The organism is Campylobacter sp. TJR-1, from assembly GCF_032840035.1.
In the GTDB taxonomy this organism is placed as follows: domain Bacteria; phylum Campylobacterota; class Campylobacteria; order Campylobacterales; family Campylobacteraceae; genus Campylobacter; species Campylobacter fetus.
In genome coordinates this window covers 124,143-148,874 of sequence record NZ_JAWIZX010000004.1, presented here as the reverse complement: position 1 = coordinate 148,874, position 24,732 = coordinate 124,143, and the positions used below count along the sequence as shown (strand labels likewise).

Annotated in this window: 25 protein-coding genes and 2 pseudogenes; 24 read left to right on the top strand and 3 right to left on the bottom strand. The window is 35.1% G+C overall.

Translation table 11 applies throughout. The features are described 5' to 3' along the window. The first annotated feature begins 10 nt into the window (after positions 1–10). The 8 genes and pseudogenes from RVY88_RS05480 (at position 11) to RVY88_RS09220 (ending at position 7,685) form a co-directional block, all read left to right on the top strand. Complete coding sequence (locus RVY88_RS05480; RefSeq protein ID WP_002848440.1) at positions 11–1,048, top strand: rod shape-determining protein; 1,038 nt, start codon at positions 11–13, stop codon at positions 1,046–1,048. Continuing rightward, positions 1,038–1,790 carry a rod shape-determining protein MreC gene (gene mreC, locus RVY88_RS05475; RefSeq protein WP_162167090.1) on the top strand — a complete coding sequence of 251 codons (753 nt, stop codon included), beginning with the start codon at positions 1,038–1,040 and terminating at the stop codon, positions 1,788–1,790. Before RVY88_RS05480 ends, mreC begins: the two co-directional genes overlap by 11 nt. Continuing rightward, positions 1,790–5,044 carry a carbamoyl-phosphate synthase large subunit gene (gene carB, locus RVY88_RS05470; protein WP_162167091.1) on the top strand — a complete coding sequence of 1,085 codons (3,255 nt, stop codon included), beginning with the start codon at positions 1,790–1,792 and terminating at the stop codon, positions 5,042–5,044. Before mreC ends, carB begins: the two co-directional genes overlap by 1 nt. Then, positions 5,041–5,880 (top strand): molybdenum ABC transporter, encoded by an 840-nt coding sequence (locus RVY88_RS05465; protein WP_162167092.1) that lies wholly within the window; start codon positions 5,041–5,043, stop codon positions 5,878–5,880. Before carB ends, RVY88_RS05465 begins: the two co-directional genes overlap by 4 nt. Further along, on the top strand, positions 5,877–6,299 hold the full coding sequence (locus tag RVY88_RS05460; protein ID WP_010400448.1) for a Sua5/YciO/YrdC/YwlC family protein: 423 nt from the start codon (positions 5,877–5,879) through the stop codon (positions 6,297–6,299). The genes RVY88_RS05465 and RVY88_RS05460 overlap by 4 nt, the downstream gene beginning before the upstream one ends. 101 nt (positions 6,300–6,400) lie before the next feature. Continuing rightward, positions 6,401–6,862 carry a PAS domain-containing protein gene (locus tag RVY88_RS09230; RefSeq protein ID WP_410494534.1) on the top strand — a complete coding sequence of 154 codons (462 nt, stop codon included), beginning with the start codon at positions 6,401–6,403 and terminating at the stop codon, positions 6,860–6,862. Next, positions 6,783–7,103 (top strand): annotated as a pseudogene (locus tag RVY88_RS09225) (PAS domain-containing protein); the annotation flags it as partial. The gene RVY88_RS09230 and the pseudogene RVY88_RS09225, both read left to right, overlap by 80 nt. A 99-nt stretch (positions 7,104–7,202) precedes the next feature. Beyond that, positions 7,203–7,685 (top strand): methyl-accepting chemotaxis protein, encoded by a 483-nt coding sequence (locus RVY88_RS09220; protein WP_410494535.1) that lies wholly within the window; start codon positions 7,203–7,205, stop codon positions 7,683–7,685. 26 nt (positions 7,686–7,711) lie between these two features. Here the strand turns inward: RVY88_RS09220 and RVY88_RS05450 are convergent, their stop codons facing one another. From RVY88_RS05450 to surE, 3 genes are read right to left on the bottom strand one after another with little or no spacing between them, the layout of a single operon-like run. Then, positions 7,712–8,596: a nuclease-related domain-containing protein gene (locus tag RVY88_RS05450; RefSeq protein WP_002848445.1), complete on the bottom strand. Its 885-nt coding sequence runs from the start codon at positions 8,594–8,596 to the stop codon at positions 7,712–7,714. Continuing rightward, positions 8,589–9,236 carry a ThiF family adenylyltransferase gene (locus RVY88_RS05445; RefSeq protein WP_002848446.1) on the bottom strand — a complete coding sequence of 216 codons (648 nt, stop codon included), beginning with the start codon at positions 9,234–9,236 and terminating at the stop codon, positions 8,589–8,591. Before RVY88_RS05445 ends, RVY88_RS05450 begins: the two co-directional genes overlap by 8 nt. A 2-nt stretch (positions 9,237–9,238) precedes the next feature. Next, complete coding sequence (gene surE / locus RVY88_RS05440; protein ID WP_162167094.1) at positions 9,239–10,009, bottom strand: 5'/3'-nucleotidase SurE; 771 nt, start codon at positions 10,007–10,009, stop codon at positions 9,239–9,241. A 78-nt stretch (positions 10,010–10,087) separates the two neighbouring features. On the opposite strand from surE, the gene lpxB reads away from it, so the two are divergent. From lpxB to RVY88_RS05360, 16 genes and pseudogenes are all read left to right on the top strand, one after another. After that, positions 10,088–11,119 (top strand): lipid-A-disaccharide synthase, encoded by a 1,032-nt coding sequence (lpxB, locus tag RVY88_RS05435; RefSeq protein ID WP_042960070.1) that lies wholly within the window; start codon positions 10,088–10,090, stop codon positions 11,117–11,119. Positions 11,120–11,155: 36 nt separating this feature from the next. Continuing rightward, positions 11,156–11,641 carry a transcription elongation factor GreA gene (gene greA / locus RVY88_RS05430; protein ID WP_002848449.1) on the top strand — a complete coding sequence of 162 codons (486 nt, stop codon included), beginning with the start codon at positions 11,156–11,158 and terminating at the stop codon, positions 11,639–11,641. An 8-nt stretch (positions 11,642–11,649) separates the two neighbouring features. Continuing rightward, positions 11,650–12,678 carry an N-acetyl-gamma-glutamyl-phosphate reductase gene (gene argC / locus RVY88_RS05425; RefSeq protein WP_002848450.1) on the top strand — a complete coding sequence of 343 codons (1,029 nt, stop codon included), beginning with the start codon at positions 11,650–11,652 and terminating at the stop codon, positions 12,676–12,678. Next, complete coding sequence (locus RVY88_RS05420; protein ID WP_042960071.1) at positions 12,675–13,394, top strand: UDP-2,3-diacylglucosamine diphosphatase; 720 nt, start codon at positions 12,675–12,677, stop codon at positions 13,392–13,394. Before argC ends, RVY88_RS05420 begins: the two co-directional genes overlap by 4 nt. Beyond that, positions 13,387–14,343, top strand: a complete 957-nt coding sequence (locus RVY88_RS05415; RefSeq protein WP_002848452.1) for a chemotaxis protein — start codon at positions 13,387–13,389, stop codon at positions 14,341–14,343. Before RVY88_RS05420 ends, RVY88_RS05415 begins: the two co-directional genes overlap by 8 nt. A 10-nt stretch (positions 14,344–14,353) precedes the next feature. Next, positions 14,354–16,693, top strand: coding sequence for a chemotaxis protein CheW (locus RVY88_RS05410; protein ID WP_317051271.1), 2,340 nt, complete (start codon positions 14,354–14,356; stop codon positions 16,691–16,693). Between the two features lie 9 nt (positions 16,694–16,702). Further along, positions 16,703–17,200, top strand: a complete 498-nt coding sequence (locus tag RVY88_RS05405) for a chemotaxis protein CheW (RefSeq protein ID WP_002848456.1) — start codon at positions 16,703–16,705, stop codon at positions 17,198–17,200. Between the two features lie 8 nt (positions 17,201–17,208). Continuing rightward, positions 17,209–17,832: a phosphoserine phosphatase SerB gene (gene serB / locus RVY88_RS05400; RefSeq protein WP_011731778.1), complete on the top strand. Its 624-nt coding sequence runs from the start codon at positions 17,209–17,211 to the stop codon at positions 17,830–17,832. Between the two features lie 12 nt (positions 17,833–17,844). Next, a complete protein-coding gene (locus tag RVY88_RS05395) occupies positions 17,845–18,840 on the top strand; it encodes a transaldolase (protein WP_317051270.1) in 996 nt (331 codons plus the stop codon). Between the two features lie 9 nt (positions 18,841–18,849). After that, positions 18,850–20,046, top strand: coding sequence for a type IV pilus twitching motility protein PilT (locus RVY88_RS05390; protein ID WP_162167095.1), 1,197 nt, complete (start codon positions 18,850–18,852; stop codon positions 20,044–20,046). A 60-nt stretch (positions 20,047–20,106) separates the two neighbouring features. Next, positions 20,107–20,643: a 50S ribosomal protein L25/general stress protein Ctc gene (locus RVY88_RS05385; RefSeq protein WP_002848460.1), complete on the top strand. Its 537-nt coding sequence runs from the start codon at positions 20,107–20,109 to the stop codon at positions 20,641–20,643. Further along, a complete protein-coding gene (gene pth / locus RVY88_RS05380) occupies positions 20,643–21,188 on the top strand; it encodes an aminoacyl-tRNA hydrolase (protein WP_162167096.1) in 546 nt (181 codons plus the stop codon). The genes RVY88_RS05385 and pth overlap by 1 nt, the downstream gene beginning before the upstream one ends. A gap of 73 nt (positions 21,189–21,261) precedes the next feature. Continuing rightward, on the top strand, positions 21,262–22,395 hold the full coding sequence (gene nspC / locus RVY88_RS05375) for a carboxynorspermidine decarboxylase (RefSeq protein ID WP_002848463.1): 1,134 nt from the start codon (positions 21,262–21,264) through the stop codon (positions 22,393–22,395). A gap of 83 nt (positions 22,396–22,478) precedes the next feature. Continuing rightward, positions 22,479–23,078, top strand: a complete 600-nt coding sequence (gene yedF / locus RVY88_RS05370; RefSeq protein ID WP_065843700.1) for a sulfurtransferase-like selenium metabolism protein YedF — start codon at positions 22,479–22,481, stop codon at positions 23,076–23,078. Then, positions 23,071–24,090 (top strand): selenide, water dikinase SelD, encoded by a 1,020-nt coding sequence (gene selD / locus RVY88_RS05365; protein WP_375153237.1) that lies wholly within the window; start codon positions 23,071–23,073, stop codon positions 24,088–24,090. The genes yedF and selD overlap by 8 nt, the downstream gene beginning before the upstream one ends. A 9-nt stretch (positions 24,091–24,099) precedes the next feature. Next, positions 24,100–24,726 (top strand): annotated as a pseudogene (locus tag RVY88_RS05360) (NAD(P)H-dependent oxidoreductase). Positions 24,727–24,732: the final 6 nt, after the last annotated feature.

Genomic DNA, 24,732 nt, shown 5'->3' with positions numbered 1-24,732 from the left:
AAGGGAAATTATGATATTAGATCAGATTATTGGATTTTTTTCAAGCGATATGGGGATAGATCTTGGTACGGCAAACACGCTAGTTTTAGTCAAAGATAAAGGTATTGTTATAAATGAGCCGAGTGTGGTAGCAGTCCAAAGAGAAAAGTATGGAAAGCAAAAAATACTAGCTGTAGGTCATGATGCTAAAGAGATGGTCGGTAAAACTCCGGGCGATATAGAAGCCATCCGCCCTATGAGAGACGGCGTGATAGCTGATTTTGATATGACTGAAAAGATGATAAGGTATTTTATAGAAAAAACTCATAGAAGAAAAAGCTTTTTGCGTCCTCGTATAATTATATCCGTGCCTTACGGTTTAACTCAAGTAGAAAGAAAAGCGGTTCGTGAAAGTGCTTTGAGCGCAGGAGCAAGAGAGGTATTTTTGATAGAAGAACCTATGGCTGCTGCAATAGGAGCAAATTTACCTATAAGAGAGCCGCAAGGAAGTTTAGTAGTTGATATCGGCGGCGGAACTACCGAGATAGGGGTTGTATCTTTAGGGGGTTTGGTTATAAGTAAAAGTATCCGCACGGCCGGCGATAAGATAGATTCTAGTATAGTAAATTACATAAAAGAAAAGTATAATCTTTTAATCGGTGAAAGAACCGGAGAAGAGATAAAAATAAAAGTCGGTTCGGCAACTCAGCTTCCAAAAGAGCTTTCTATCGTTGTAAAAGGAAGAGATCAAGTAGGCGGACTTTTAAGCAGAGTTGAACTAACGAGCGAAGATGTTAGAGAGGCTATGAGAGAGCCATTAAAAGAGATAGCCGATGCTTTAAAAACAGTTTTAGAAATGATGCCGCCTGATCTAGCCGGAGATATAGTTGAGCGCGGAGTTGTGCTAACTGGCGGTGGAGCGCTTATTCGTGGTCTGGATAGATATCTAGCCGATATCGTAAAACTTCCGGTTTATGTAGCAGATGAACCGCTTTTAGCAGTGGCTAAAGGAACCGGAAAAGCATTAGAGGAGATAGGCTTACTTCAGCAGCTTATGAATGAAGAATAAAATTAAATTTATTTTAACAATCGGTTGTTTAACTTTTGTGTCATTTTATTTTAGCGACTATGCAAGAAGATTTTTTGTAGATTCTACTAGTTCAAGTATAGGCTTTTATCAAAATTTCACAGGGTTTTTAAAAGACAAGATAACAGAGCATTTTAGGCAAGCTGAAGAGATCAGAGCTTTAAGAGCTCAAAATTTAGAGTTAGAGCGTTCAGCTGTTCTACTTTCAGCGTTTGCTTATGAGCTAAATAATATTTTAAGTGACAAAAACTCAACTATCTATGCTCCGGAAGTAAAATTAGTAAGTGCGCTATCATATGTAAATATGGGCGATTATAATAAAGTATGGTTGGATTTTAAAGAGTTCAATGAAGATAAAATTTATGGTCTTATATATAAAGGTAGGAGTGCCGGGATAGTAGTAAATAAAGATAGAAAACCTTTAGGGCTTTTGCAGACCGATCCCGAGTCTATGTTTTCGGTATTTATAGGGGAAAATAAAATTTCAGGCATCGCAAAAGGAAATAATAAAAATATAGTTATAAAATACATTTCGCAGTGGTTAAATCCAAAAGTAGGAGATGAAGTTTATACAAGCGGGCTTGACGGTATATTTTTTGGCGGAATACCCGTTGGTAAAATAGTTGAGATAAAAGAGCAAGATCTGTATAAAAGTGCAATAGTTGAGCCTGACAATAAAATAGAGGTTCCATCATATCTGTATGTAGTGACAAAGGAAAATTAATGCCAAAAAGAGAAGATGTTAAGACAATTTTACTTATAGGAAGCGGTCCTATAGTTATCGGTCAGGCGTGTGAATTTGACTATAGCGGAACTCAAGCAGCTAAAACGTTAAAAGAACTAGGCTATAGAGTCGTACTTATAAACTCAAATCCGGCTACTATAATGACCGATCCTGATTTTGCGGACGCTACTTATATAGAACCGATAACCAAAGAAAGTATAAGTCGTATAATAAAAAAAGAGAACGTAGATGCTATACTTCCTACTATGGGTGGTCAAGTAGCGCTAAATGTAGCTATGGAGCTTCATGAAGCAAGTATGCTTGGAAACGTCAAATTTCTAGGTGCGAATCCGGCTGCAATCAAAAAAGGCGAAGATAGAGTCGCATTTAAAGAAGCTATGTTAAAGATAGGTATGGATCTTCCAAAATCAATGTACGCTTACAATATAGAAGAGGCTATGGTCGCAGCCGGCGATATCGGATTTCCGCTTATCATAAGAGCTAGTTATACCCTTGGAGGCGCCGGAAGCGGCGTAGCTTATAATATAGACGAATTTAGAGATCTAGCCGAAGCAGGGATTGATGCAAGTCCTATAAATGAGATTTTGATAGAAGAGAGTTTGCTTGGCTGGAAAGAGTTTGAGATGGAAGTTATCAGAGACAAAAACGATAACTGTATAATAGTCTGTTCTATAGAGAACTTTGATCCGATGGGCGTACATACCGGAGATAGTATCACGGTAGCTCCGGCTTTGACTCTTACGGATAAAGAGTATCAGCATATGAGGGACGCCAGTTTTAAAATTTTACGAGAAATCGGTGTAGATACGGGCGGAAGCAATGTTCAGTTTGCTATAAATCCAAAAAACGGCAGAATGACCGTGATCGAGATGAATCCGCGCGTTAGTAGAAGCTCCGCTCTTGCGTCAAAAGCTACTGGATATCCGATAGCCAAAGTCGCTACTATGCTTGCAGTTGGATTTACTCTTGATGAGATAAAAAACGATATAACAGGTACTCCTGCTAGCTTTGAGCCTGTGATTGACTATATAGTTACTAAAATTCCTAGATTTACATTTGAAAAATTCCCTGGCTCAAACCCGTATTTAGGCACGGCTATGAAAAGTGTGGGCGAAGTAATGGCGATAGGAACTAGCTTTAAAGAGAGCATCCAAAAAGCGCTTTGTTCTTTAGAAAAAGATTACGCCGGATTTAATTTTTTAAGCTTGGATGAGGAAAAGCTCATTTTCGGTCTTAGAAATGCGCATGAAAAAAGAATTCTTTACGTTGCTCAAGCTTTTAGAAATGGTAAAAGTGTAGATGAAGTTTATGAGCTCACCAAAATTGATCCGTGGTTTTTAAATCAAATTTATGAGATAACCGAATTTGAAAAAAGCGTTGACATGGATATTTTGAATAACAAAGATCTTCTAAGAAAAGCTAAAACTTGGGGCTTTAGTGATAAAATGCTTGCTCAGCTTATAAATGAAAAAGACAACCTCGAGCTTAGTCAAAACGATATATATTACGCTAGAATAAAACATAAAATCAACTTAGAGTACAGAGAAGTAGATACTTGCGGAGGAGAGTTTAAAGCTCTTACTCCGTATCTTTATAGCAGTACGAATATCACTTCAAATTTACCGAATTTAAAAGTAGAAAATAAAAATAAAAAAGTTCTTATCATCGGCGGCGGTCCAAATCGAATAGGTCAGGGTATAGAGTTTGACTACTGCTGTGTGCATGCGAGCTATGCTTTGCGCGATCTTGGCGTTACTACGATAATGTATAACTGTAATCCAGAAACCGTCTCGACCGATTATGATACTAGTGATATTTTGTATTTCGAACCGATTGATTTTGAGCATTTAAGAGCCGTGATAGAAGCAGAACAACCAGATGGCATTATAGTGCATTTTGGTGGTCAAACTCCACTTAAATTTTCAAAGCGACTTACTATGATAGGCGCTAAGATAATCGGAACTAGCGCTAGGGTTATCGACGTTGCAGAAGATAGAAAGAAATTTAGCGAGTTTATAAGCAAAATCGGTGTAAAACAGCCGCAAAACGATACCGCAACTAGCGAATCAGAAGCCGTGCAAAAAGCCGCTGTTATAGGATATCCGGTTCTTGTTCGTCCTAGCTATGTTTTAGGCGGACGCGCTATGAGAAGAGTACATAGCGAAAGTGAACTCAAAGAATATATGAGCGAAGCCGTAAAAGTTAGCAATCACTCTCCGGTGCTTTTGGATAAATTTTTACAAGACGCTACCGAGCTAGATGTTGATGCTATAAGTGATGGTAAAAATGTTTATATCGGCGCTATTATGGAGCATATAGAAGAAGCGGGAATTCATAGCGGTGATAGTGCGAGTATACTTCCGCCTCAAAATTTAAGTAAAGAGATTATAAATCAAGTTGAAATTTGCACTAAAGATATCGCTTTGAATTTGGGCGTAGTCGGGCTTATGAATATACAATTTGCAGTGTATCAAAATGAGCTTTATATTATCGAAGTCAATCCGCGTGCAAGTCGTACGGTACCGTTTGTAAGCAAAGCTACAGGCATTCCTATGGCAAAGGTTGCAACTAGAGTTATGTGGCAAGGGAATCTTCCCGAAGCTCTTAAATTCTATGATCAGTTTGATGTTGTGACAAAAAACAGCAGCGTATATAAACCAAATATTAAAAATATAGTTTGCGTAAAAGAGAGCGTATTTCCGTTTAATAAACTAAGCGGAGCCGATCTGATCTTAGGTCCTGAGATGAAGAGTACCGGCGAAGTTATGGGCATTAGCGATAGTTTTGCAAAGAGTTTTGTTAAGTCTCAGATCGCAGCAAAAAATAGTCTTCCAAGCAGCGGAAAAGTATTTATCAGTTTAGCTGACGCCGATAAACAAAGAGGAATAGAGCTTGCAAAAGAGTTTGTTACTCTTGGTTTTGTAGTTCTAGCAACTGGTGGAACGTATAAATTCTTAAAAGACGCAGCAATAGAGTGCGAAATGGTCTATAAGATAAGCGAAGGTCGTCCAAATATAGAAGATAAATTGAAAAACGGCGAAGTCAGCTTAGCGGTAAATACGAGCGATAATAAATCAAGCTCAAGCGACGCACATAAAATTCGCCAAGCCGTGCTTAGATTTAAGATTCCGTATTTTACAAATATGAACGCAGCTTTAGTCGCAGCTAAATCCATAAGTGCAAACGAAGCAGCTTTGGAAGTAAAAAGCTTGCAAGAGTATCTAGAAAAATGATTAAATTTAGTAATTCGGAGCTAGAAGAACTTGTAAAAAGCGATATTCCTTTTAACGATCTTACCACCGAGCTTATGGAAGTTCAAGCAAAAGCTAAACTTTGCATAATTACTAGAGAAGATATCACGCTTAGTTGTTTAGACGCGGTGAGTCAAATTTGCAAGGTAAGAGAGCTTGAGTTTTATTCGAATTTTAAAAACTCTATGCAAGCTAGAAGCGGCACTCAAATTTTAAGCGTGATCGGAGATTTTAACACTCTTCACGCTACATATAAAACTATTCAAAATTTACTTGAGTATGCTTGTGGTATCGCAACTAGCGCAAATTTGATGTTAAAAAGCGTAAGAGAAATTAGTCAAAACTGTGAAATTTTAGTTACTAGAAAAGTTTTTCCGTTTGCAAAAAAACTCTGCTTAAAAGCGGCGCTTGAAGGTGGAGCAAAAGTTCATAGACTGGGGCCTAGCGACACTGTTTTGTTTTTTGAAAACCATACAAATGCTTATATAAATTTAGATGAGTTTTTATCTGATATCTCTAAATTTAAAAATAGACTTTGCGAGAGAAAAATCATCGTCGAAGCTAGTGATTTAGAATTTGCAAAAGCTGCTTTAAAAGCCGGAAGCGACGGTGTTCAGTGTGATAAAATGAGCGTGGACGAAGTTCAAAACTTAGTAGAGTTTAAAAACGCGAATTTCCCGAATTCTATCATTTTAGCTGCTGGGGGTATAAATGAGTCAAACGCCGCGCAGTACACAAAAACAGGCATAAACGCCATAGTAACAAGTGCAGTTTATAAAGGCGTTGCAAATTTAGGAGCTAGAATAACTCTTTTATGATTTATTTAGCACAAACCGATACGACGGCCGGATTTTTAAGCCAAAACTTAGAAGAGTTAAATAAGCTTAAAAATCGTCCATTAGATCAACCTTGTCTTATTTGCGTAAGTAAATTTGAAATGTTGAAAAACTTTACTCGCGTGCCGTGTAAATTCAAAAATCTTGTACGAAGAGCTAAGAAAACTACGTTCATATATCCAAACACGAAAGCAATAAGAGTTATAAAAGATCATCCTCATTCAAAATTTCTTGATGAGCTTGGTTGGGCGTATTCAAGTAGTGCAAATATCCATGGACAAAAATTTGATTTACAATATGCTAAGAGTAGTTGTGATGTCATAGTAGGTGAAGTTTTTAGTGAAACTAAGCCATCTAATATATATAAATTATCTAAATGTTCTATAAAAAAAATTAGATAATATTATAATATAATTATTTTTTTATTGTAATTTTATTATTTTTACTTCATTATTATTTTGCAATCTTACTATTTATGAAAATTAACTAGAAAGGGTAGAAGATGTTTGGAAAAGCAAAGCAAATTCAACAAACAGATACACACTGTACGGAGTTGCAAGATATATTAAGAGCCATTAAACATACGATGGCTGTTATAGAATTTTCAACAGAGGGAATTATAATCGACGCAAACGAAAACTTCTTGCGTACGATGGGTTATACTTTGGACGAGATTAAAGACAAGCATCATAGTATGTTTTGTCTTCCAGATGTTGTGAGATCTATGGAATACGATAATTTTTGGATTGATTTGAGAGCCGGAAAGTCAAAAAGCGGACTATTTAGAAGAATCGCAAAAGGCGGCAAAGATATTTATCTAGAAGCAAATTATATACCAATTTTAGATGTAAATGGAAGAGTATATAAAATTATAAAATTTGCAAATGATATCACAACTAGACATTATGAGCTTATGGATCTTAAAAATACTATATGCTGCAAATCGCTCTATGGCTATTATTGAATTTAGACCAGATGGCACTATAATTAATGCAAACGAAAACTTCTTGCGTACGATGGGTTATACTTTGGACGAGATTAAAGACAAGCATCATAGTATGCTTTGTGATTCTAGCTTTTCTAACTCTAAAGAATATGTGGGATTTTGGACTAAATTAAGAAGCGGAGAGTTCCAGTCTGGAAAATACGTCAGATATGGTAAGAGTGGAAAAATCGTATATTTAGAAGCTAGTTATAATCCTGTTAGAAATGAAGATGGAAAGATATATAAAGTAATTAAATTTGCTACTGATATAAGCGAACAAGTAATCAAAGATCAAGAAAAATTAAAACTAATTAGTGATTTGGCAGATGAAAATGATAATCTTACTCAAGATGGAGATAGAGTTATAGAAAATACAGTGTCAAACGTACAAAATATAGCAGATATGATGTCTCAAAGTAGTACTTTAGTAGCGTCGCTTAATCAACAATCAGATGAAATCAAATCTATCATTCAAACAATTAGCGATATCGCGGATCAGACAAATTTATTAGCGTTAAATGCGGCTATAGAAGCTGCAAGAGCCGGAGACCACGGACGCGGATTTGCTGTTGTTGCCGATGAAGTCAGAAGTTTGGCCGAAAGAACAGAACACTCTGTAAGCGAGATATCAACTACTATTAGTTCTATTAGAGATGTTACTTCACAAGTGGTTCAAAGTATAAAAGATGGATTAGAAGATGTAAATCAAAGCGTCGAATTAGCTAAAGAGGCTAAAGATTGTATGCAAAAAATCAGAGCAAGTTCGGCAGAAGTGGCTAACGCAATGTCTCAAGGAGTTTAAAGAACCTTTTTAGGTTCTTTAAATATTTAAGAAATATCGTCTTTGACTATTTTTTCTATTATTCCAAATTTAATTAATCCGACTCTATTTTTTCCTGCTTGTAAAAATGCTACGCTATCATTCGGTTTTACTTTAAATATTTTAGATTTTATTTTCAGCTTTTTTCGTCTTCCAAATAGTGAATTTATAAAACTTATAGGCTTTTTTCTATTCCAATTTAATTCGTGATTTACTCTAAAATGTTTTGGAAGTCTTGTTTTTTTACCGTTTATCACGAAGTATCTGATGCTTCCAGTAAGTACGCTTCCTCCATAGAGATGCAGTCTAGACCAGACCGTGAGCGAACTTAGAATTTCTACTAATTTTTGACTATTTGGATCGGGTTTTTTAAATTTAAAAAACCTATCTCGTCTATTTAAACTATGTAAAAACTCCCTACTTTTTTTGATATATATATTGTTTTTAAATCCAGAATCAAACTTTAAATTCGAACTCATAAAAACAACTTGCGGATATATCTCATAGCCGCTTAAATCAAAGCCTGAAGATCTTAGATGATTTACAAAAAACGTTGTATTTCTAAGTAATTTTTTAAGCGGATTTGAATGATTTATAATTTTTTGCTTATTTATTTGTATCCATTCATCATTTTCATTTATACTTACTGTTCCAGACCAGTTTTTTATCTCTATAAGATATATTTTTTTGCCATCAAGTATGATGAAATCTATCTCGTGCAGACTTGCTAAACAATCTTTTATTCTTTTATTTTTAAATACGCATATTCTTTTTATTTTGCTTAGTTCTATCGCAAATTCGCTCTCAGCCAAGCTTCCAGCTACGCTGCTTAAATCAGGTGTCGTTTTTGTAGGATTTGCTAGAAGCTTAAAGTTTTGCCAAAAATTAAGCATGAGTTATCTTTTGTACGCAAAGACTAGCTAAATTTAATCCAAAACTCGCAGTTACGCCTATAAAACTTCCAAGATCTTTGCAATTTGGCATTTCGGTAGAAAAAACAACTTTGTAGTCGTTTTTAAATCCGGCTTTTTTTAGCTCGTATCTTATTTTTCTAGCAAACGGATCATTTGTTGTTTTCCAAATACTCGCTACTTGTATTCTTGTAGGGTCGAGTCTTTTTGCTCCTCCCATTGAGCTAAGCAGTTTTTTATGACATTTTTTTGCTATTTCTACTTTGGCTGGAACATCATCTATGCAGTCTATAACAACATCAAATTTAGAAAAATCGAATTCCTCTACAATCTCTTTTGTAAGTTTTAAATTCAACCCTAAAATACCTGGATATAGCCTAGTAAATACGTCCGCTTTTAGCTCTCCTACAAACTGGCTTCCTATTTGGCGGTTTTGATTTGTTATATCAAATTTATCGCAGTCTATAACTGTTAAATTTACTACTCCGCTTCTATACAGCGCGTCTATACATACCCCGCCTACACCGCCACAGCCGCACACAAGAACTTTTGCTTTGCTTAATTTTTCAAAATTATCTCCAAAGAGCCATCTTGCTCTTGTAAATCTATCATTAATCTGCATTATTATATCCAACTCTTTAGTCTATTTATACTATGATGAGCGGTCATATCAAGCTTTATGGGAGTTAGTGACGCGTATCCGTCAAAAGTAACGGCTAAATCACATTCGTTATCATTTTCTTTAAGGTAATGTATATTCGGCGTTCCTAACCAGTAATACTCTAACCCTCTTGGATTTCTATGAAGTTCGGCGTTTGTGTTGTACGCCTGATGACCTGCTGGGACTATTTTTAGCCCTTTGTACTCATTTTTTGGAACTGCTGGAATATTTAAATTTAAAAACTCTCTGCCATTTAGCGGGAAACCATTTTCAAATATGTTTTTTACTATATTAGCACTGATCTCACAAGCTAAATCAAAACCGTATTTATCTATGCTATCGTTTTTATATAAAAGAGATATCGCCATAGACGCCACGCCTTGCAAAGTACCTTCCATAGCGCCTCCGCAAGTTCCTGAATACGTGATATCTTCGCCTAAATTTGCGCCGTGATTTATACCGCTTATTATAAGATCTGGTTTTTTGTGTTTATACATAGTTTCAAGCGCAAGATATATGCAGTCGCTCGGCGTTGCGTCATCAAGCTTAAAAAAACCGTCATCAAGCTGGATAAATCTGAGTGGGCGAGTTAATGTTATAGAGTGTGCGCAAGCTGATTTTTCACTGCTTGGAGCGACTACCGTTACTTTTGCGATGTCTTTTAAAGCGTTTCTTAAAGCTCTAATTCCTAAAGCTTCAAAACCGTCATCGTTTGTTATTAAAATTTCTTTCAAATTTGACCCCTTTGCATTAATTTTATCCGAACTTTTTAAATTTTTGATATAATGAAATAAAAAGATAGGATGCCTTTTATGAAAATTTTAGTTTCTTGCCTTGAAGCTTCGGCAAATTTACATTTAGAAGAGGTTTTAAAATATCTTGGCGATACTGAAATTTGCGGAATTTTCGATAAAAAATTCGGTGAACCGCTTTATGATAGTAAAGAGTTTTCAGCTATGGGGTTTGTAGAGATTTTACCATTGATTTTTAAAGCTAAAAAAGCTTTAAAACAGATGGTTAAACTTGCTAAAAACTGCGATAAAGTTTTATTGATCGATAGCCCTGCGTTTAACCTACCTTTAGCAAAAGCCATAAAAGAAGCTGGGCTAAAATGCAAGGTAACTTACTACATACTTCCTCAAGTCTGGGCGTGGAAAAGAGGACGCGCGGCTAAAGTAGAAAAATACTGCGATAATTTAGCTTCTATCTTGCCTTTTGATGCTTCGTTTTATTCGCGCTCATATTATGTAGGTCATCCTTTGCTTGATGAGATAAAAGTACAAAAAAAAGAGCTTTTAAATAGCGGAGTTATAGCATTTTTACCCGGCTCAAGAAAGTCTGAGATAACTAGACTTATGCCTATATACAAAGAGGTTGCGTCAAGCCTAAACAATAAAAAGCTTCTAGTAGTACCACTGAATTTAAAGAATGATATAGATGAAATTTATGGAGACGTGAGCGAATTCCAAATAATTTTTGACACTCACGCAGCTCTTTTACAAAGCGAATTTGCCTTTGTTTGTTCGGGAACCGCTACTCTTGAAGCGGCTCTTATAGGAACTCCGTTTGTGCTTTGTTATAAAGCAAAAGCGATTGATATATGGATTGCTAGAAAACTCGTAAAACTAAAACACGTCGGCCTTGCAAATATAATGTTCGATTTTATGGATAAAGAAGCACTAAATGTTGAGTTGATCCAAGAGCAAGTTAGCAAAAAAGCTTTACTTGATGAGTATAAAAATTGCGATAGAAGTAAGTTTCTAGGAGCTTGTGGTGAGCTTAGAAGCTATTTAAAACACGGAAGCGCTAAAATAGTCGCTGATATGGTTTTAAGCCAAAATTAGATAAAATCATTAAAAAATGGGTTCAAAGGAGACAAAATGACAGAGCCGATGACGCTATATGGTTATGAAAAATTATCATCTGAGTTAAAGGATCTAAAACTCGTCCAAAGACCAGCCATCGTTGAAGAGATCGATATAGCAAGAAGCCATGGAGATCTAAAAGAGAACGCCGAGTATCACGCCGCAAGAGAGAAGCAGGCTTTCATAGAAAACCGCATAGCCGAGCTTAGCGATATATTAAGCAGAGCAAAGGTGATAAACCCGAGTGAATACGAACACGACAGAGTAAAATTTGGATCTACTATCACCATAATGGACGTTGATACCGAGTTAGAAACGACTTATACTATAGTAGGAATCAGCGAAAGCAATCTTGAAAGGGGTCTTATAAGTATCAATACGCCTCTTGCAAAACAGTTAATCGGTAAAAGTGAGGGCGATAATGTAACTTTAAGCTTACCAAATGGAATAAGCGAGATAGAGATAGTTTCGGTATGCTATAAACCGATCAAATTTGATTAAGGTTGAAGATGAAAATAAGCGTCGGCATAATAGGAATCAGTGGATATACCGGACTTGAATTAGTAAAGCTTTTGATAAATCATCCAAATTTTGAGCTAGTTTATGCAGGAGCAACTAGCCAAAATGAGCTTGAAGATCTGTTTCCAAGTCTTAAAAACGTGCTAAATTTAAAAGTCGAAGTCGCAGATACAAATGAAGTAAAAAAGCGTTGTAAACTTGTATTTTTAGCACTTCCGCATACTGAAGGTATGAAGGTAGTAAAAGAGCTAAAAGGCTCAGACGTAAAGATAGTTGATCTTTCTGCTGATTACCGCGTGAGCTTAGAAAATTATGAAAAAAATTACTGTCCGCATTTGGATAAAAGCGGGTTAAAAGAAGCCGTTTATGGACTAGTAGAGATAAATAGGGACTTGATAAAAACCGCAAATTTGATAGCAAATCCGGGATGCTATCCGACTTGTTCGCTTTTAGCTTTACTACCGTTTGTAGATATGCTAGAGCCTAAATTTGGTGTAATGATAGACGCAAAAAGTGGTCTTAGCGGTGCTGGAAAAAGTCTAAAATCCACTAGCCATTTTGTAAGCGTAAATGAAAATGTAAATGCTTATAGTCCTCTTACTCATAGGCACAGTGATGAGATAAAAGAGCATCTAAACAAAAACCTCAAAAACGGGTTAAAAGATGATATCGAAATAATGTTCGTGCCGCATTTAGTGCCTCTTACTCGCGGAATGTTAGTGAGTAGTTTTTTGCTTCTTAAAGATGAGTTTAAAGATATTGATCCACTACAAATTTTAAGAGATTTTTATAAAAATGAGAAGTTTATCCGCATTCGTACCGAACCAGTTAATACGAAATTTGTAAGCGGAACGCATTTTTGCGATATTTTTGTGATAAATAAAAACGGTAAACTCTGGATAAACTCAAGTATCGACAATCTTCTTCGCGGCGCTTCTAGTCAAGCTTTGGCAAATGCAAATTTGATGTTTGGGTTTGATGAGAGTTTAGGACTTCCTTTTGTCGGCAATTCTATATGAAAGAAATTTTAGACGGCGCACTATTTATCGCGGACGCTCACGATAATGCAAATAAAAAAAGCTTTTTAAATTTCCTAAAGGCTTTGAAAAGTGGAGCTATTCTGGCTCCGCCGCAGCTTTTTATAATGGGAGATATGTTTGATTTTCTTGCTAATACTACATATTCACAACTATTTTATTCTGAGCAAATAGAGCTTTTAAATGAGCTTGGTAAAGATATTGATATATATTATTTTGAAGGCAATCACGATTTTAATCTAAAAAATATATTTCCAAATTTAAAAGTATTTGACATCTACTCTCAGCCGCAAATTTTTAATGCAAACGGTGAAAAAATAAGTCTTGCTCACGGCGATATATTTTTAAAACCGTTTGAAACTTTTGTTTTAAGATCTCTTAGAAATAAGATTTTTTTATGGTTGATGGATAAAATAGATGGATTTTTTAAATTTAAAATCTCAAAATCAATTTTAAAAGCACAAGAAAATAAGAATCTAAATTATAAAATTATTGATTTTACTTTTGTGATAGGCGCTAAAATTCATAATTATCAAACCTCAAAAATCATCGAAGGTCACTATCACCAAGGTGTAAATTTAAAGATTGAAGATAAAATTTATATTAATTTACCTTGTTTTGCGTCTGAACAAAGGTATTTTATAGTAGAATACGACCATGAAATAAAATTTCAAATCGTAAGGAGCCCAAATGTTTGATGATAATATTCTTAAAACGGGTTCGAATGAGATGGAACTTGTTGATTTTCGTATATTTAAGCAAGGCAAAGATAAGGTCTATGAAGGTATTTATGGAGTGAATGTTGCTAAGGTTAAAGAGATTATCAAAATGCCAAATCTTACCGAACTTCCAGGTGTGCCAGATTATATCGAGGGGATTTTTGATCTACGTGGAGTAGTTATCCCTGTTATAAATCTAGCCAAATGGATGAATATAGCAGAACCAAGAGATAACATATTAAAGCCGCGCGTTATAATAGCAGAGTTTAGTGATATTTTTATAGGTTTTATTGTTCATGAAGCAAAAAGAATTCGTCGTATAAGCTGGAAAGATATAGAACCGGCAAATTTTGCAGGTGGTGCAGGAAGCGGAACGCTTGATAAGTCAAAAATAACAGGCGTAACTAGAATCGAAAATGACGAAGTTCTTTTGATTTTGGATTTAGAAAGCATAGTTGAAGAGCTCGGAATTTATCAGCCAAAAATTGAGATGGAAATCGATGAAATGAGACAATTAAGCGGTATCGCTCTTGTGCTAGATGATAGCTTAACTGCTAGACGTCTAGTTGGAGACGCTCTTGCTAAGATGGGTCTTAGAGTAGTTGAAGCAAAAGACGGATCTGAAGGAATCGAGAAAATGAATGATCTTTATTCGCTTTATAAAGATGATTTAGATCAGAATTTAAAAGTCATCATAAGCGATATAGAGATGCCTCAGATGGACGGTTTTCACTTTGCAGCCAGCTTAAAAGAAGATAAAAGATTTGCAAATATTCCTATTATCTTTAACTCTTCGCTTAGCAATGAGTTTAGCGAGATTCATGGAAAAGAGGCTGGAGCTGATGGGTATTTGACCAAATTTAATGCTACACAGCTTTACAAAGAGGTCATTAAAGTTATTGATGCTCATAAAAAATATATTAGTTAAGAGGTGATTTATGGATGATATGCAAGAAATACTTGAAGACTTTTTAGTCGAAGCTTTTGAGCTTATTGAACAGATTGATCACGATCTTGTAGAGCTTGAGGCAAACCCTGAGGATTTAGAGCTTTTAAACAGAATTTTCCGTGTAGCTCATACGGTTAAAGGAAGTTCATCATTTTTAAATTTTGATATTTTAACAAAACTTACTCATCATATGGAAGATGTTTTAAATAAAGCTCGCCACGGTGATTTGAAAATAACTCCTGATATAATGGATGTTGTTTTAGAATCTGTTGATATGATGAAAGCTCTTTTAAGAAGTATAAGAGATAACGGTAGCGATACTAGCGCAGGAATAAGCATAGATGATATTTGTATTAGACTTACTGCTATAAGTGAAGGCGAAGCACCGCAATCTAGCCAACAAGAAACAAATGATGCTCCAAAACAAGAGCCTAAAGAAGAAGCCAATACTAACGAGCCTAAAGAAGAAGAGCAAGTAGATGAATCGGCTAATGATGTTGATGTAAATAGTTTAAGTGAAGCTGAAGTGGAAGCTGAGATAGAAAGGCTTCTAAAAGTTAGAAAAGCAGAAGATCAAGCCAGAAAAGAGCAGAGAAAAAATGAGCATCATGAAGATCCAAAACCTGCTCCAAAACCTGAACCTGCTCCAAGCAAACCGGCTGCTTCTGAGACAAAAAACGCTCCGGCTCAATCAAGCGGTTCAGCTATAGAGCAGACTGTTCGCGTTGAAGTAAAAAGACTTGACAATCTTATGAACCTCATAGGCGAGTTGGTTTTAGGCAAAAACAGACTTCTTAAAATTTATGATGACGTAGAAGAGAGATACGAGGGAGAGAAATTCCTAGAAGAGCTAAATCAGGTAGTTTCGGCTTTAAGTCTTGTTACGACTGATATTCAATTAGCTGTTATGAAAACAAGAATGCTCCCTATAGCAAAAGTATTTAATAAATTTCCAAGAATGGTAAGAGATCTTAGCCGTGAGCTAGGTAAGCAAATAGATTTAGAAATTAGTGGTGAGGAAACTGAGCTTGATAAATCTATTGTTGAAGAGATAGGAGATCCTTTAGTTCATATTATCAGAAACTCTTGCGACCACGGAATCGAAGATCCAAAAGATAGGGCTCAAGCAGGAAAGCCAGAAAAAGGCGTTATCCAGTTAAAAGCTTATAACGAGGGCAATCACATTGTAGTTGAGATAGTAGATGATGGTAAGGGAATCGATCCTTTATCAGTAAAAATGAAAGCTGTCGAGCGCGGTATCATCACAGATAGAGAAGCGGACGCAATGAGTGATAAAGAGGCATTTGCTTTAATATTTAAACCTGGATTTTCACTTGCAAAACAAGTTACAAACGTAAGTGGTCGCGGTGTCGGAATGGATGTTGTAAAAACAAATATCGAAAAACTAAATGGTATAATTGATATAGATAGCGAGGTAGGTAAAGGTACTATTATGAAGCTCAAAATACCTTTAACTCTTGCTATTATCCAGTCTTTACTTGTAGGATCACAAGAAGAGTATTACGCTATACCTTTGGCTAGTGTTAAAGAGACCGTTAGAGTTCCAGTGGATAATATCTACACCATAGAAGGTAAAAACGTTCTTAGAATAAGAGATGAAGTTTTAAGTCTCGTTAGACTTAGTGATCTGTTTGGTGTCAAACAGGTATTTGAAAGTGGTGATCAGACGTATGTGGTAGTTATAAACGTGGCTGAAAGCAAGCTCGGTATCATAGTAGATAATCTAATAGGACAAGAAGAGATCGTTATTAAATCTCTTGGTAACTATTTGCAAAATATACGAGGAATTGCCGGCGGAACGATCAGAGGAGACGGAAAAGTTACTCTGATAGTTGATGTGGGAATGATTATGGATATGGCAAAAGAGCTTAAGATAGATATCAGAGCCAGTATAGAATCTAGCATCAAAGCCGTTTCAAAAGATAAACCAAGCGATTATAAGGTTTTAATTGTTGATGACTCGAAAATGGATAGAACAATTATGCAAAAATCACTTGAACCTATAGGCGTAACGGTTATAGAAGCAACAAACGGTGTTGAGGCTCTAAATATAATAAAATCAGGCGATCATGTTATAGACGCTGTACTGATAGATATAGAGATGCCGCGAATGGATGGATATACTCTAGCTGGTGAGATTAGAAAGTATTCAAAATATAGGAATTTACCTCTTATCGCAGTTACGAGTAGAACTAGTAAAAGCGACCGTTTAAGAGGTGTTGAGGTTGGTATGACTGAGTATATAACAAAACCTTACTCTCCAGAGTACCTTGAAAATGTTGTTAGAAAAAACATTAAGCTCATGTAAGGAAGTAAAATGAACGATAAATTAGGTCAAGTTTTACAAAAACAGAAGCAACAAATATCTGAGCCTACTGCAAAAGACAGAGATGAAATAGAGCAGCTGGTTGGATTTATAGTTGGTGAAGAGGAATTTGCTATTCCGATTTTATATATCAAAGAGATTATAAAACCGATAGAATATACTAGAGTTCCTAGTGTTCCGGATTATGTTTTAGGTGTTTTTAATCTAAGAGGAAATGTTATACCTCTTATAGATTTAAGGATTAAATTCAATCTAAATCCATCTAAAATGACGGCAAATACTCGCTATATCGTTATGAAAGATGATGATAATATAGCAGGATTTGTTATCGACAGGCTTACTGAGGCTATTAGAATTAACAAAGATAGGATCGATCAGCCACCTGAGACTTTAGCAAAAGATAAAGGAATGATTCAAGGAATCGGCAAAAGAGATAACAACATACTTACGATACTAAAAGTTGAAGCACTTTTAAAACGTGATTTTTAAGGGTTGATATGATAAAACTTTGTGTTTTTGACTTTGACTCTACTTTAATGGATGGTGAGACTATCACCATCCTTTCAAGTGCTGTTGGAAAAGATAAAGAGGTTAGCGATATTACAAAAAGAGCTATGGCCGGAGAGCTTGATTTTTATGAAAGTCTAGTAAAAAGAGTAAAATTTATAGAAGGATTAAAACTTCAAGATGCTATAAAAATAACTTCAAATTTACCGTTTATAGACGGTGCTGGCGAAATTATCTCATATTTAAAAGCAAAAGATATCAAAACTATAGTATTTAGCGGCGGATTTCATATAGCAACTGATGCTGCTCAAGCTAAGCTTAAATTTGATATAAATTTTGCAAACGAACTTCATCATAAAAATAGTATTTTAACAGGATCTGTCGGCGGAGAAATGATGTTTGGAGACTCAAAAGGAAAGATGCTTGCACGTCTAAAAAGTTTTTTAAATTTAAAAGATGATGAGATAGTTTGCGTTGGAGATGGCGCAAATGATGTTTCTATGTTTAAAGAAGCAGGTATGGGCATAGCGTTTTGTGCAAATGAGATCTTGAAAAAAGCCGCAACTCATATAGTAGATACAAAAGATTTAAGAGAATTAAAACAAATTTTATAAGGTGGTTATATTATGTATAGGGATATCAAATTTTCACTTTGGTGTGATTTTTTGGAGAGAGATTTTATAAATGGCGAGTTTTTAAATTTAATAGAAAATTCGGTTATAAACGGCGCTACGAGCAATCCGTCTATATTTAAATCTGCTATTTGTTCATCTTGTGCTTACGCACTTTTAAAAGATGAATACAAAAGAAAAAGCCCAAAAGAGTTATACGAAATTTTAGCTACGACAGATATAAAAATGGCTGCAAATAAACTTCTAAAAAATTATGCAAATGATGATGACGGTTTTGTTAGCTTAGAAGTCGATCCAAATTTATATGATGATAGCGAAGGCACTTATAAAGAGGGAAAAAGACTATTTAATATTATCAAAATGCCAAACGTAATGATAAAAGTCCCTGCCACTGATAGCGGATATGAAGCTATGAGTGATCTTATGAAAAAGGGAATTAACGTAAATGCTACTCTTGTATTTTCGATCTCTCAAGTAAAAGAGTGCTTAGAAGCTTTTAGTGAAGGAAGCAGAGCTTATGCTAAAAGGTTTCCAGGAACTCCGCTTCCAAAAGGCGTTATTAGTATCTTTGTGAGTCGTTTTGATAGGCTGCTTGATAAGAGTCTTAAAAACGCCGGACTAGAGACTTCTAAGTTTGGAATTTACAATGCTACAAAAGCTTATAAAATAATAGAACAACAAGATAATAAAAATATAAGAGCTTTATTTGCCAGTACCGGAGTAAAAGGTGATGAGTTGCCGGCGGACTACTATATAAAAGAGCTTTTATATAAAAATAGTATAAATACCGCTCCTCTTAACGCTATAAAAGAGTTTATCAAAGATATGAGTGAGCCAAAATCTCCGCTTGAATGCAGCATTATAGACGAGTACTTTGATAGGACTAAGAAGGCTGATATAAACTATGAAAAAAGTTGTAAAATACTTTTAGAAGATGGTTTAAAAGCATTTTGTGAGGCGTTTGACGATATTTTAACAAGCTTAAAATAAAGTAAAATGATGACTTATGACGTAAATATCGATCAGCTTGACTTTAAGCTAAGAGACGAGTTAAATACATATTTATTAGAGCTTATAAACTCTTCAGGAAGTGACCTACACGTAAAGGCTGAAGGTATCATAAGAAAACGCGTAAAAGGTGAGATAGTTCCTATATCCAATAGACTCGTTTTAAGCTCAAAAGAGGCGATTACCCTTGCAAAAGAGCTTTTAAGAGGTAGATTTAATGAGCTGGTTGAGAAAAAAAGCGTGGATTTTACCTATAAATTTAATGATGATTATAGATTCCGTGTAAATACATTTTTTCAGATGGATGGCGTAAGTTTTGTGTTTCGTACTATTCCTACAAAATTTCCTACATTTGATGAGTTAGGGCTTCCAAATGCGGTTGAGCATATGTGTAAAGAGATTTATAGAGGTATAATTCTAGTAACAGGACCTACTGGAAGCGGTAAAACTACAACTCTTGCTAGTATGATAAATTACATAAATAAAAATAGAAAATCACATATCATAACTATAGAAGATCCTATAGAGTTCGTGTATAAAGATGAAAATTGTATTATCAACCAAAGAAGTATCGGTCAAGATACTACAAATTTTGCAGATGCTCTTAGAGGTGCTTTGAGAGAGGATCCAGATATTATATTGGTCGGAGAGATGAGAGATCTTGAAACTATAGAAATAGCTATGCACGCAGCTGAAACCGGACACCTTGTTTTATCTACTTTGCATACTGTAGATGCTAAAGATACCATTGGTAGAATAATTAGTATGTTTCCCGGAAATGAACAAAATCGTATAAAATTAAGTTTAGCTTCTGTATTAAAAGGTATTATTAGTCAAAGGCTTTGTAAAAGAGCCGATGGAAGCGGTAGGGTGGCTGCTCTTGAGATAATGCTTGCAACTCCTAGAATAAAAAATTTAATTTTGGAAAACAGAGCATCTGATATGATATATGACGCCATAGCAGAAAGTTCTGCAAATAGCGGTATGCAGACGTTTGATACGCATTTGTTGAAACTTTTTATAGACGGTATAATCACAAAAGAAGAAGCTTTAGAAATTTCAAGTAGAAGAAATGATCTAGAAATTCGTATAAAAGCTGCTGAACTTGAATCTAGTTTAGGTAAAGCAACGCAAAACAAAGATAATAGAACAATCGACGATTTGATAGCGTTGAAAGATATCGGCTAAGCTTAAATTTAACAGTTTCTAGGTATAATCGCCAACTATTTTATTTCATAAGGAAACATAATGTTAGAAGGTATCGTTAGAGAGAGTATTGACAAGAGAAGTACAAAAGCTCTTAGGAAAGATGGTTATCTAATCGCTAACATTTACGCAAAAGGTGTTGAAAATATTAACGCTGCATTTAAAGTAAATGATTTTATAAAAGCTGTAAAAGTCAAGAGCGATCTGAAATTCCAAGTTAGCGTAGGCGGAAAAACCTATGATGTCGTAGTTGTTGATTATCAAAAACACCCAGTAACAAGCGCATTAAAGCACGTTGATTTAAAAGTCGTGCTTGATGATGAAGTATCAAAATATATGATTCCTGTTAAACCTTTTGGAACACCTATCGGTTTTAAAAACAAAGGCGTTTTACTTCAATCTAAAAAACGTTTGGCCGTAAAATGCAAAGGTAAAGATTTGATAAATAGTTTCGATGTTGATGTAAGCGGACTTGACGTAGATGATACTATACTTGTACGTGATATAAAAACAGTTCCGGGCGTTCGTATCTTAGATGCCGATCGCGTTGCTGTACTAGGCGTAATTAAAGCTAAATAATGACTCTTGTAGCCGGACTTGGCAATATAGGCAAAGAGTATGAAAATACTCGCCATAATGTCGGTTTTACGTTGATAGACACTATGCTTAAAGACGGCGGATTTAACAGCGTAAGCTCCGGTAAATTTCAAGGCGAACTTTTTAAAAAGGGTTCGCTTCTTCTTCTTAAACCATCTACCTTTATGAATTTAAGCGGTAATTCTTTAAAAGCCGTTAATGACTTTTATAAGCCAGATAATATAATCGTTATACATGATGATCTTGATCTTCCTTTTGGAACTGTGAGATTTAAACGCGGCGGAAGCAGCGGAGGGCACAATGGTATCAAATCCATAGATAATCTTATAGGGAACGACTATGATCGTGTTCGTATCGGAATAGGACGTGGAAATAATAGTGTTATCAGTTATGTTTTAGGCGAATTTATCGATGATGAAAAAGATAGATTAAAAGATGTTTTAGCACATTGTAAAAATGCTGTTTTAGAGCTTATATCTTGCGGTGATATAACTCAAATTTCTTCAAAATTTACACTTAAAGCTTGATTTTAAATTTTCAAATTTATATTTTATCCAATTCTTGATATAATTGTTTTTACATAAATATAAAGATGAGAAAATGAAATTAAACGATATAAAAACCCCGGCTTATGTTTGCGAAGAAGCTGCTCTTGAAAATAATTTGAAAATTCTAAAAAATATTAGCGATGAAAGCGGCGCAAAGGTACTTTGCGCTTTAAAAGGTTTTGCATTTAGCGGTGCTATGGAGTTGGTTTCAAAGTATTTAAACGGAGCTACTTGTAGTGGTTTGCACGAAGCAAAGTATGCTAAATACCATGGATTTAAAGAGATCCATACCTACTCTCCGGCTTTTAGCGATGATGATATAGATGAAGTTTTAAGCATATCTCATCACGTGGTGTTTAACAGTTTTGCACAGTGGAATAAATTTAGATCAAAATCTATAAAAAGCGGAAAAAGTATAGGTCTTAGAGTCAATCCAAACACATCGGCTAGCCCAACTGATATGTACAATCCTTGCGGAGAGTTTTCGAGGCTTGGCATCACTAAAGATAATTTTGATTTTTCAAATTTAGATGGTGTTGAGGGTTTGCATTTTCACGCACTTTGCGAAGAGAGCGCTAAAAGTTTAGAGTTTGTTTTAAAAGCATTTGAAGAGCAGTTTAGAACCATTATTCCAAAGATGAAATGGATAAATTTCGGCGGCGGTCACCACATCACAAAAAGCGGTTATGATATAAATTTACTTATAAATCTCATTAAGAGTTTTAAAGAAAAATATGGCACTCAGATTTTTATAGAGCCAGGAGAAGCCGTAGGTTGGCGATGCGGATTTCTTATTTCTAGCGTACTAGATATAGTAACAAACGGTGAAAAAACATGTATTATAGATGCGTCAGCTGAGTGCCATATGCCAGATACTATTCTTATGCCTTATCGTCCTAGTATTCGCGGTGAAAATAAAAATGGTAAGTTTGCCTACCGTTTTGGCGGTGCGACTTGTCTTGCGGGAGATATCGTAGGAGCAGCCGCAGGTGAGCCGATTTTTAAATTTGACAATGAGATAAAAGTAGGCGACAAGGTTATTTTTGAAGATCAAATTCACTATACTATAGTTAAAAATACGACTTTTAACGGTGTTAAACTTCCAAATTTGGTTATGATGAATAAAAATGGAGATGTAAAAATTATTCGAGATTTTGGTTATGATGAGTATAGCCGTAGAAATTAAATTTGTTTGTTAAAACAATAATTCAATAAATTAGGTATAATTTATAAATTCAAGGTTTGAATACTACAAAGCAAGGAGAAATTATGCAGATTGATTGTCGCGGACTTGAGTGCCCAAAGCCGATTATTAAAACTAAAGACGCTTTAAATGAGCTTAGTATCGGAGATAAGCTCGAAATAGTCGTAAATAGTCCTGCTTCATTGACAAACGTACAGAAGTTTTTAAGCGCAAACGGTTTAGAGTTTAATATCTCTCAAAATGGAAGTGAATATACCGTTACTGCTGTTAAGAGTTGCGATCTTACGGAAATAGATATTCAAAATTATAGTTGTGAAACGGATTTTAAAAAGCATAAGGTGTTATTTTTAAAATACGATAAAGTTGGCAGCGATCCTATAGGAAAAGGACTTTTAACTAAATTTTTAAGTGCGATATCTGCTGTTCAAGCGAACAAAAGAGTGACTCATATTATCTGTGTTAATGAAGCTGTTCTTATGACTACAAATAGATCTCATCCTAGCTTTGCTGTATTAAAAGATCTTTCATCGCTTGGAATAAACGTGCTTAGTTGCGGCAGTTGTTTAGAAGCTTTTGGTCTTGTTGATAGACTTGGAGTAGGTCAGATCAGCAATGCTTTTGAAATAATGAGTTTAATGTTGGAAAATGAAACAGTTTATCTATAATAATAAGAACCTTACTAAATTTATAAAATCCGCAGGATGAGCTGCCAAACTAGACCCGTTGGGTTTAACACAAAGCATCGGCAGTATATTAGAGCCCCATAGTAAGCTTCTATCATCTATAAATAGCAACGAAGATGCCGGGGTATTTCTGCTAGAAGACGGTAGAGCTATCGTGCAGACTTTGGATTTTATAACTCCGGTAGTCGATGATCCGTTTTTATATGGAATGATAGCAGCCGCAAACTCTTTAAGCGATATATTCGCTATGGGTGCTAAAGCTATAACGGCTATGAATATAGTCGGTTTTGATAGTTGCCATTTTGAAAATGAAATTTTGCATGAGATAATGGCTGGAGGAAAAAACAAGATAAAAGAGTGCGGCGCGGTTTTAGTCGGCGGACATAGTATAGAATCTAAAGAAACTATTTACGGACTAAGCGTAACAGGAAGCGTAGATAGTAGCAAGTTTTGGTCAAATAACTCAGCAAAAATCAATGATATATTGATACTAACAAAACCTCTTGGAAGTGGTGTTTTAACAACTGCTTTAAAAGCGGATATGCTTAGTTTAGATGAGATACGCGAGATTTCAAATTTAATGTCTCAGCTAAACTTTTATGCCGTTGATGCTTTATCTGGTTTAAAAGTTAATGCTGTTACCGATGTTACCGGATTTGGATTTTTGGGTCATTTAAGCGAAATGTTAAGAGACGATATCAGCTTTGACCTATATAAAAACGGTATTCCTTTGCTAGCTAGCGCCAAGAAGTTTGCAAATTTAGGCTTTATTCCTGAGGGAAGCTATAAAAATAGTGTTTTTACTGCTAAAATTTGCAATATCAAACCAGATATTTTGCTAAGTGATGCCCAAACTAGCGGAGGACTTATCATCAGCATAAATGAAGATGATGCTTATAAAGCACTTTCAAATTTAAAAAATGCAGGATATGAGAACTCTTGTATAGTTGGAACCGTAAAAAGCAAGAGTGAATATAAAATAAATTTAATCTAGGAGTAATAAATGAATTTTAAAGAGGCTTTAAATTTTCGTCATGCATGTAAGGTTTTTGATGAAAATAGAAAAATAGACAGTGCGGATTTTAATGATATTTTAGAAGCGGGTCGTTTATCCCCATCTTCTATGGGTATGCAGCCGTGGGAATTTGAAGTGATATAAGATAAGGAACTCTTAAAAAAAATGAGAGAAGCATGCTGGAATCAAGCTCAGATCACGACTGCCTCAAAAGTCATCGTGATCTATGCTAAGATAGATGATCTAAGAGCTAGCTCAAACTATGTTAAATCTATAATTTGCAGTAGAAAAGATAAAAGCGAAGATGAGCAAAAAGCATATTTGCAAAGATATGCAAATATGATTGAATATAACGAAGGCACTAGCGATAAAGAGCTTTTTAGTTGGGCTAGGGCACAGTGCTATTTGGCGGCGCAAAATATGATGATGCAGGCCGCTTTTTTAGGAATAGACAGTTGCCCTATGGAAGGATTTGAAAGAGATAAACTAGAAAGTGTTTTAAGTATAAACATAAAACAAAAAAGAGTAGCTCTCGTACTTCCTTTTGGTTATAGGAAAAATCCTGCTAGTAAAAAACAGAGACGAGATATAAAAGATATCGTAAAATACGGATAAGTAAAA

What these genes read in the sequence shown, in the direction of transcription:
- carB (WP_162167091.1), top strand. Translation starts at nt 1,790, where the DNA reads ATGCCAAAAAGAGAAGATGTTAAGACAATTTTACTTATAGGAAGCGGT.
- pth (WP_162167096.1), top strand. Translation starts at nt 20,643, where the DNA reads ATGACTCTTGTAGCCGGACTTGGCAATATAGGCAAAGAGTATGAAAAT.
- RVY88_RS05395 (WP_317051270.1), top strand. Translation starts at nt 17,845, where the DNA reads ATGTATAGGGATATCAAATTTTCACTTTGGTGTGATTTTTTGGAGAGA.
- RVY88_RS05460 (WP_010400448.1), top strand. Translation starts at nt 5,877, where the DNA reads ATGATTTATTTAGCACAAACCGATACGACGGCCGGATTTTTAAGCCAA.
- yedF (WP_065843700.1), top strand. Translation starts at nt 22,479, where the DNA reads ATGCAGATTGATTGTCGCGGACTTGAGTGCCCAAAGCCGATTATTAAA.
- RVY88_RS05385 (WP_002848460.1), top strand. Translation starts at nt 20,107, where the DNA reads ATGTTAGAAGGTATCGTTAGAGAGAGTATTGACAAGAGAAGTACAAAA.
- serB (WP_011731778.1), top strand. Translation starts at nt 17,209, where the DNA reads ATGATAAAACTTTGTGTTTTTGACTTTGACTCTACTTTAATGGATGGT.
- RVY88_RS05480 (WP_002848440.1), top strand. Translation starts at nt 11, where the DNA reads ATGATATTAGATCAGATTATTGGATTTTTTTCAAGCGATATGGGGATA.
- RVY88_RS05445 (WP_002848446.1), bottom strand. Translation starts at nt 9,236, where the DNA reads ATGCAGATTAATGATAGATTTACAAGAGCAAGATGGCTCTTTGGAGAT.
- RVY88_RS05415 (WP_002848452.1), top strand. Translation starts at nt 13,387, where the DNA reads ATGTTTGATGATAATATTCTTAAAACGGGTTCGAATGAGATGGAACTT.
- RVY88_RS05410 (WP_317051271.1), top strand. Translation starts at nt 14,354, where the DNA reads ATGGATGATATGCAAGAAATACTTGAAGACTTTTTAGTCGAAGCTTTT.
- lpxB (WP_042960070.1), top strand. Translation starts at nt 10,088, where the DNA reads ATGAAAATTTTAGTTTCTTGCCTTGAAGCTTCGGCAAATTTACATTTA.
- RVY88_RS05390 (WP_162167095.1), top strand. Translation starts at nt 18,850, where the DNA reads ATGACTTATGACGTAAATATCGATCAGCTTGACTTTAAGCTAAGAGAC.
- RVY88_RS05450 (WP_002848445.1), bottom strand. Translation starts at nt 8,596, where the DNA reads ATGCTTAATTTTTGGCAAAACTTTAAGCTTCTAGCAAATCCTACAAAA.
- nspC (WP_002848463.1), top strand. Translation starts at nt 21,262, where the DNA reads ATGAAATTAAACGATATAAAAACCCCGGCTTATGTTTGCGAAGAAGCT.
- RVY88_RS05405 (WP_002848456.1), top strand. Translation starts at nt 16,703, where the DNA reads ATGAACGATAAATTAGGTCAAGTTTTACAAAAACAGAAGCAACAAATA.
- argC (WP_002848450.1), top strand. Translation starts at nt 11,650, where the DNA reads ATGAAAATAAGCGTCGGCATAATAGGAATCAGTGGATATACCGGACTT.
- RVY88_RS05465 (WP_162167092.1), top strand. Translation starts at nt 5,041, where the DNA reads ATGATTAAATTTAGTAATTCGGAGCTAGAAGAACTTGTAAAAAGCGAT.
- RVY88_RS09230 (WP_410494534.1), top strand. Translation starts at nt 6,401, where the DNA reads ATGTTTGGAAAAGCAAAGCAAATTCAACAAACAGATACACACTGTACG.
- RVY88_RS05420 (WP_042960071.1), top strand. Translation starts at nt 12,675, where the DNA reads ATGAAAGAAATTTTAGACGGCGCACTATTTATCGCGGACGCTCACGAT.
- mreC (WP_162167090.1), top strand. Translation starts at nt 1,038, where the DNA reads ATGAAGAATAAAATTAAATTTATTTTAACAATCGGTTGTTTAACTTTT.
- greA (WP_002848449.1), top strand. Translation starts at nt 11,156, where the DNA reads ATGACAGAGCCGATGACGCTATATGGTTATGAAAAATTATCATCTGAG.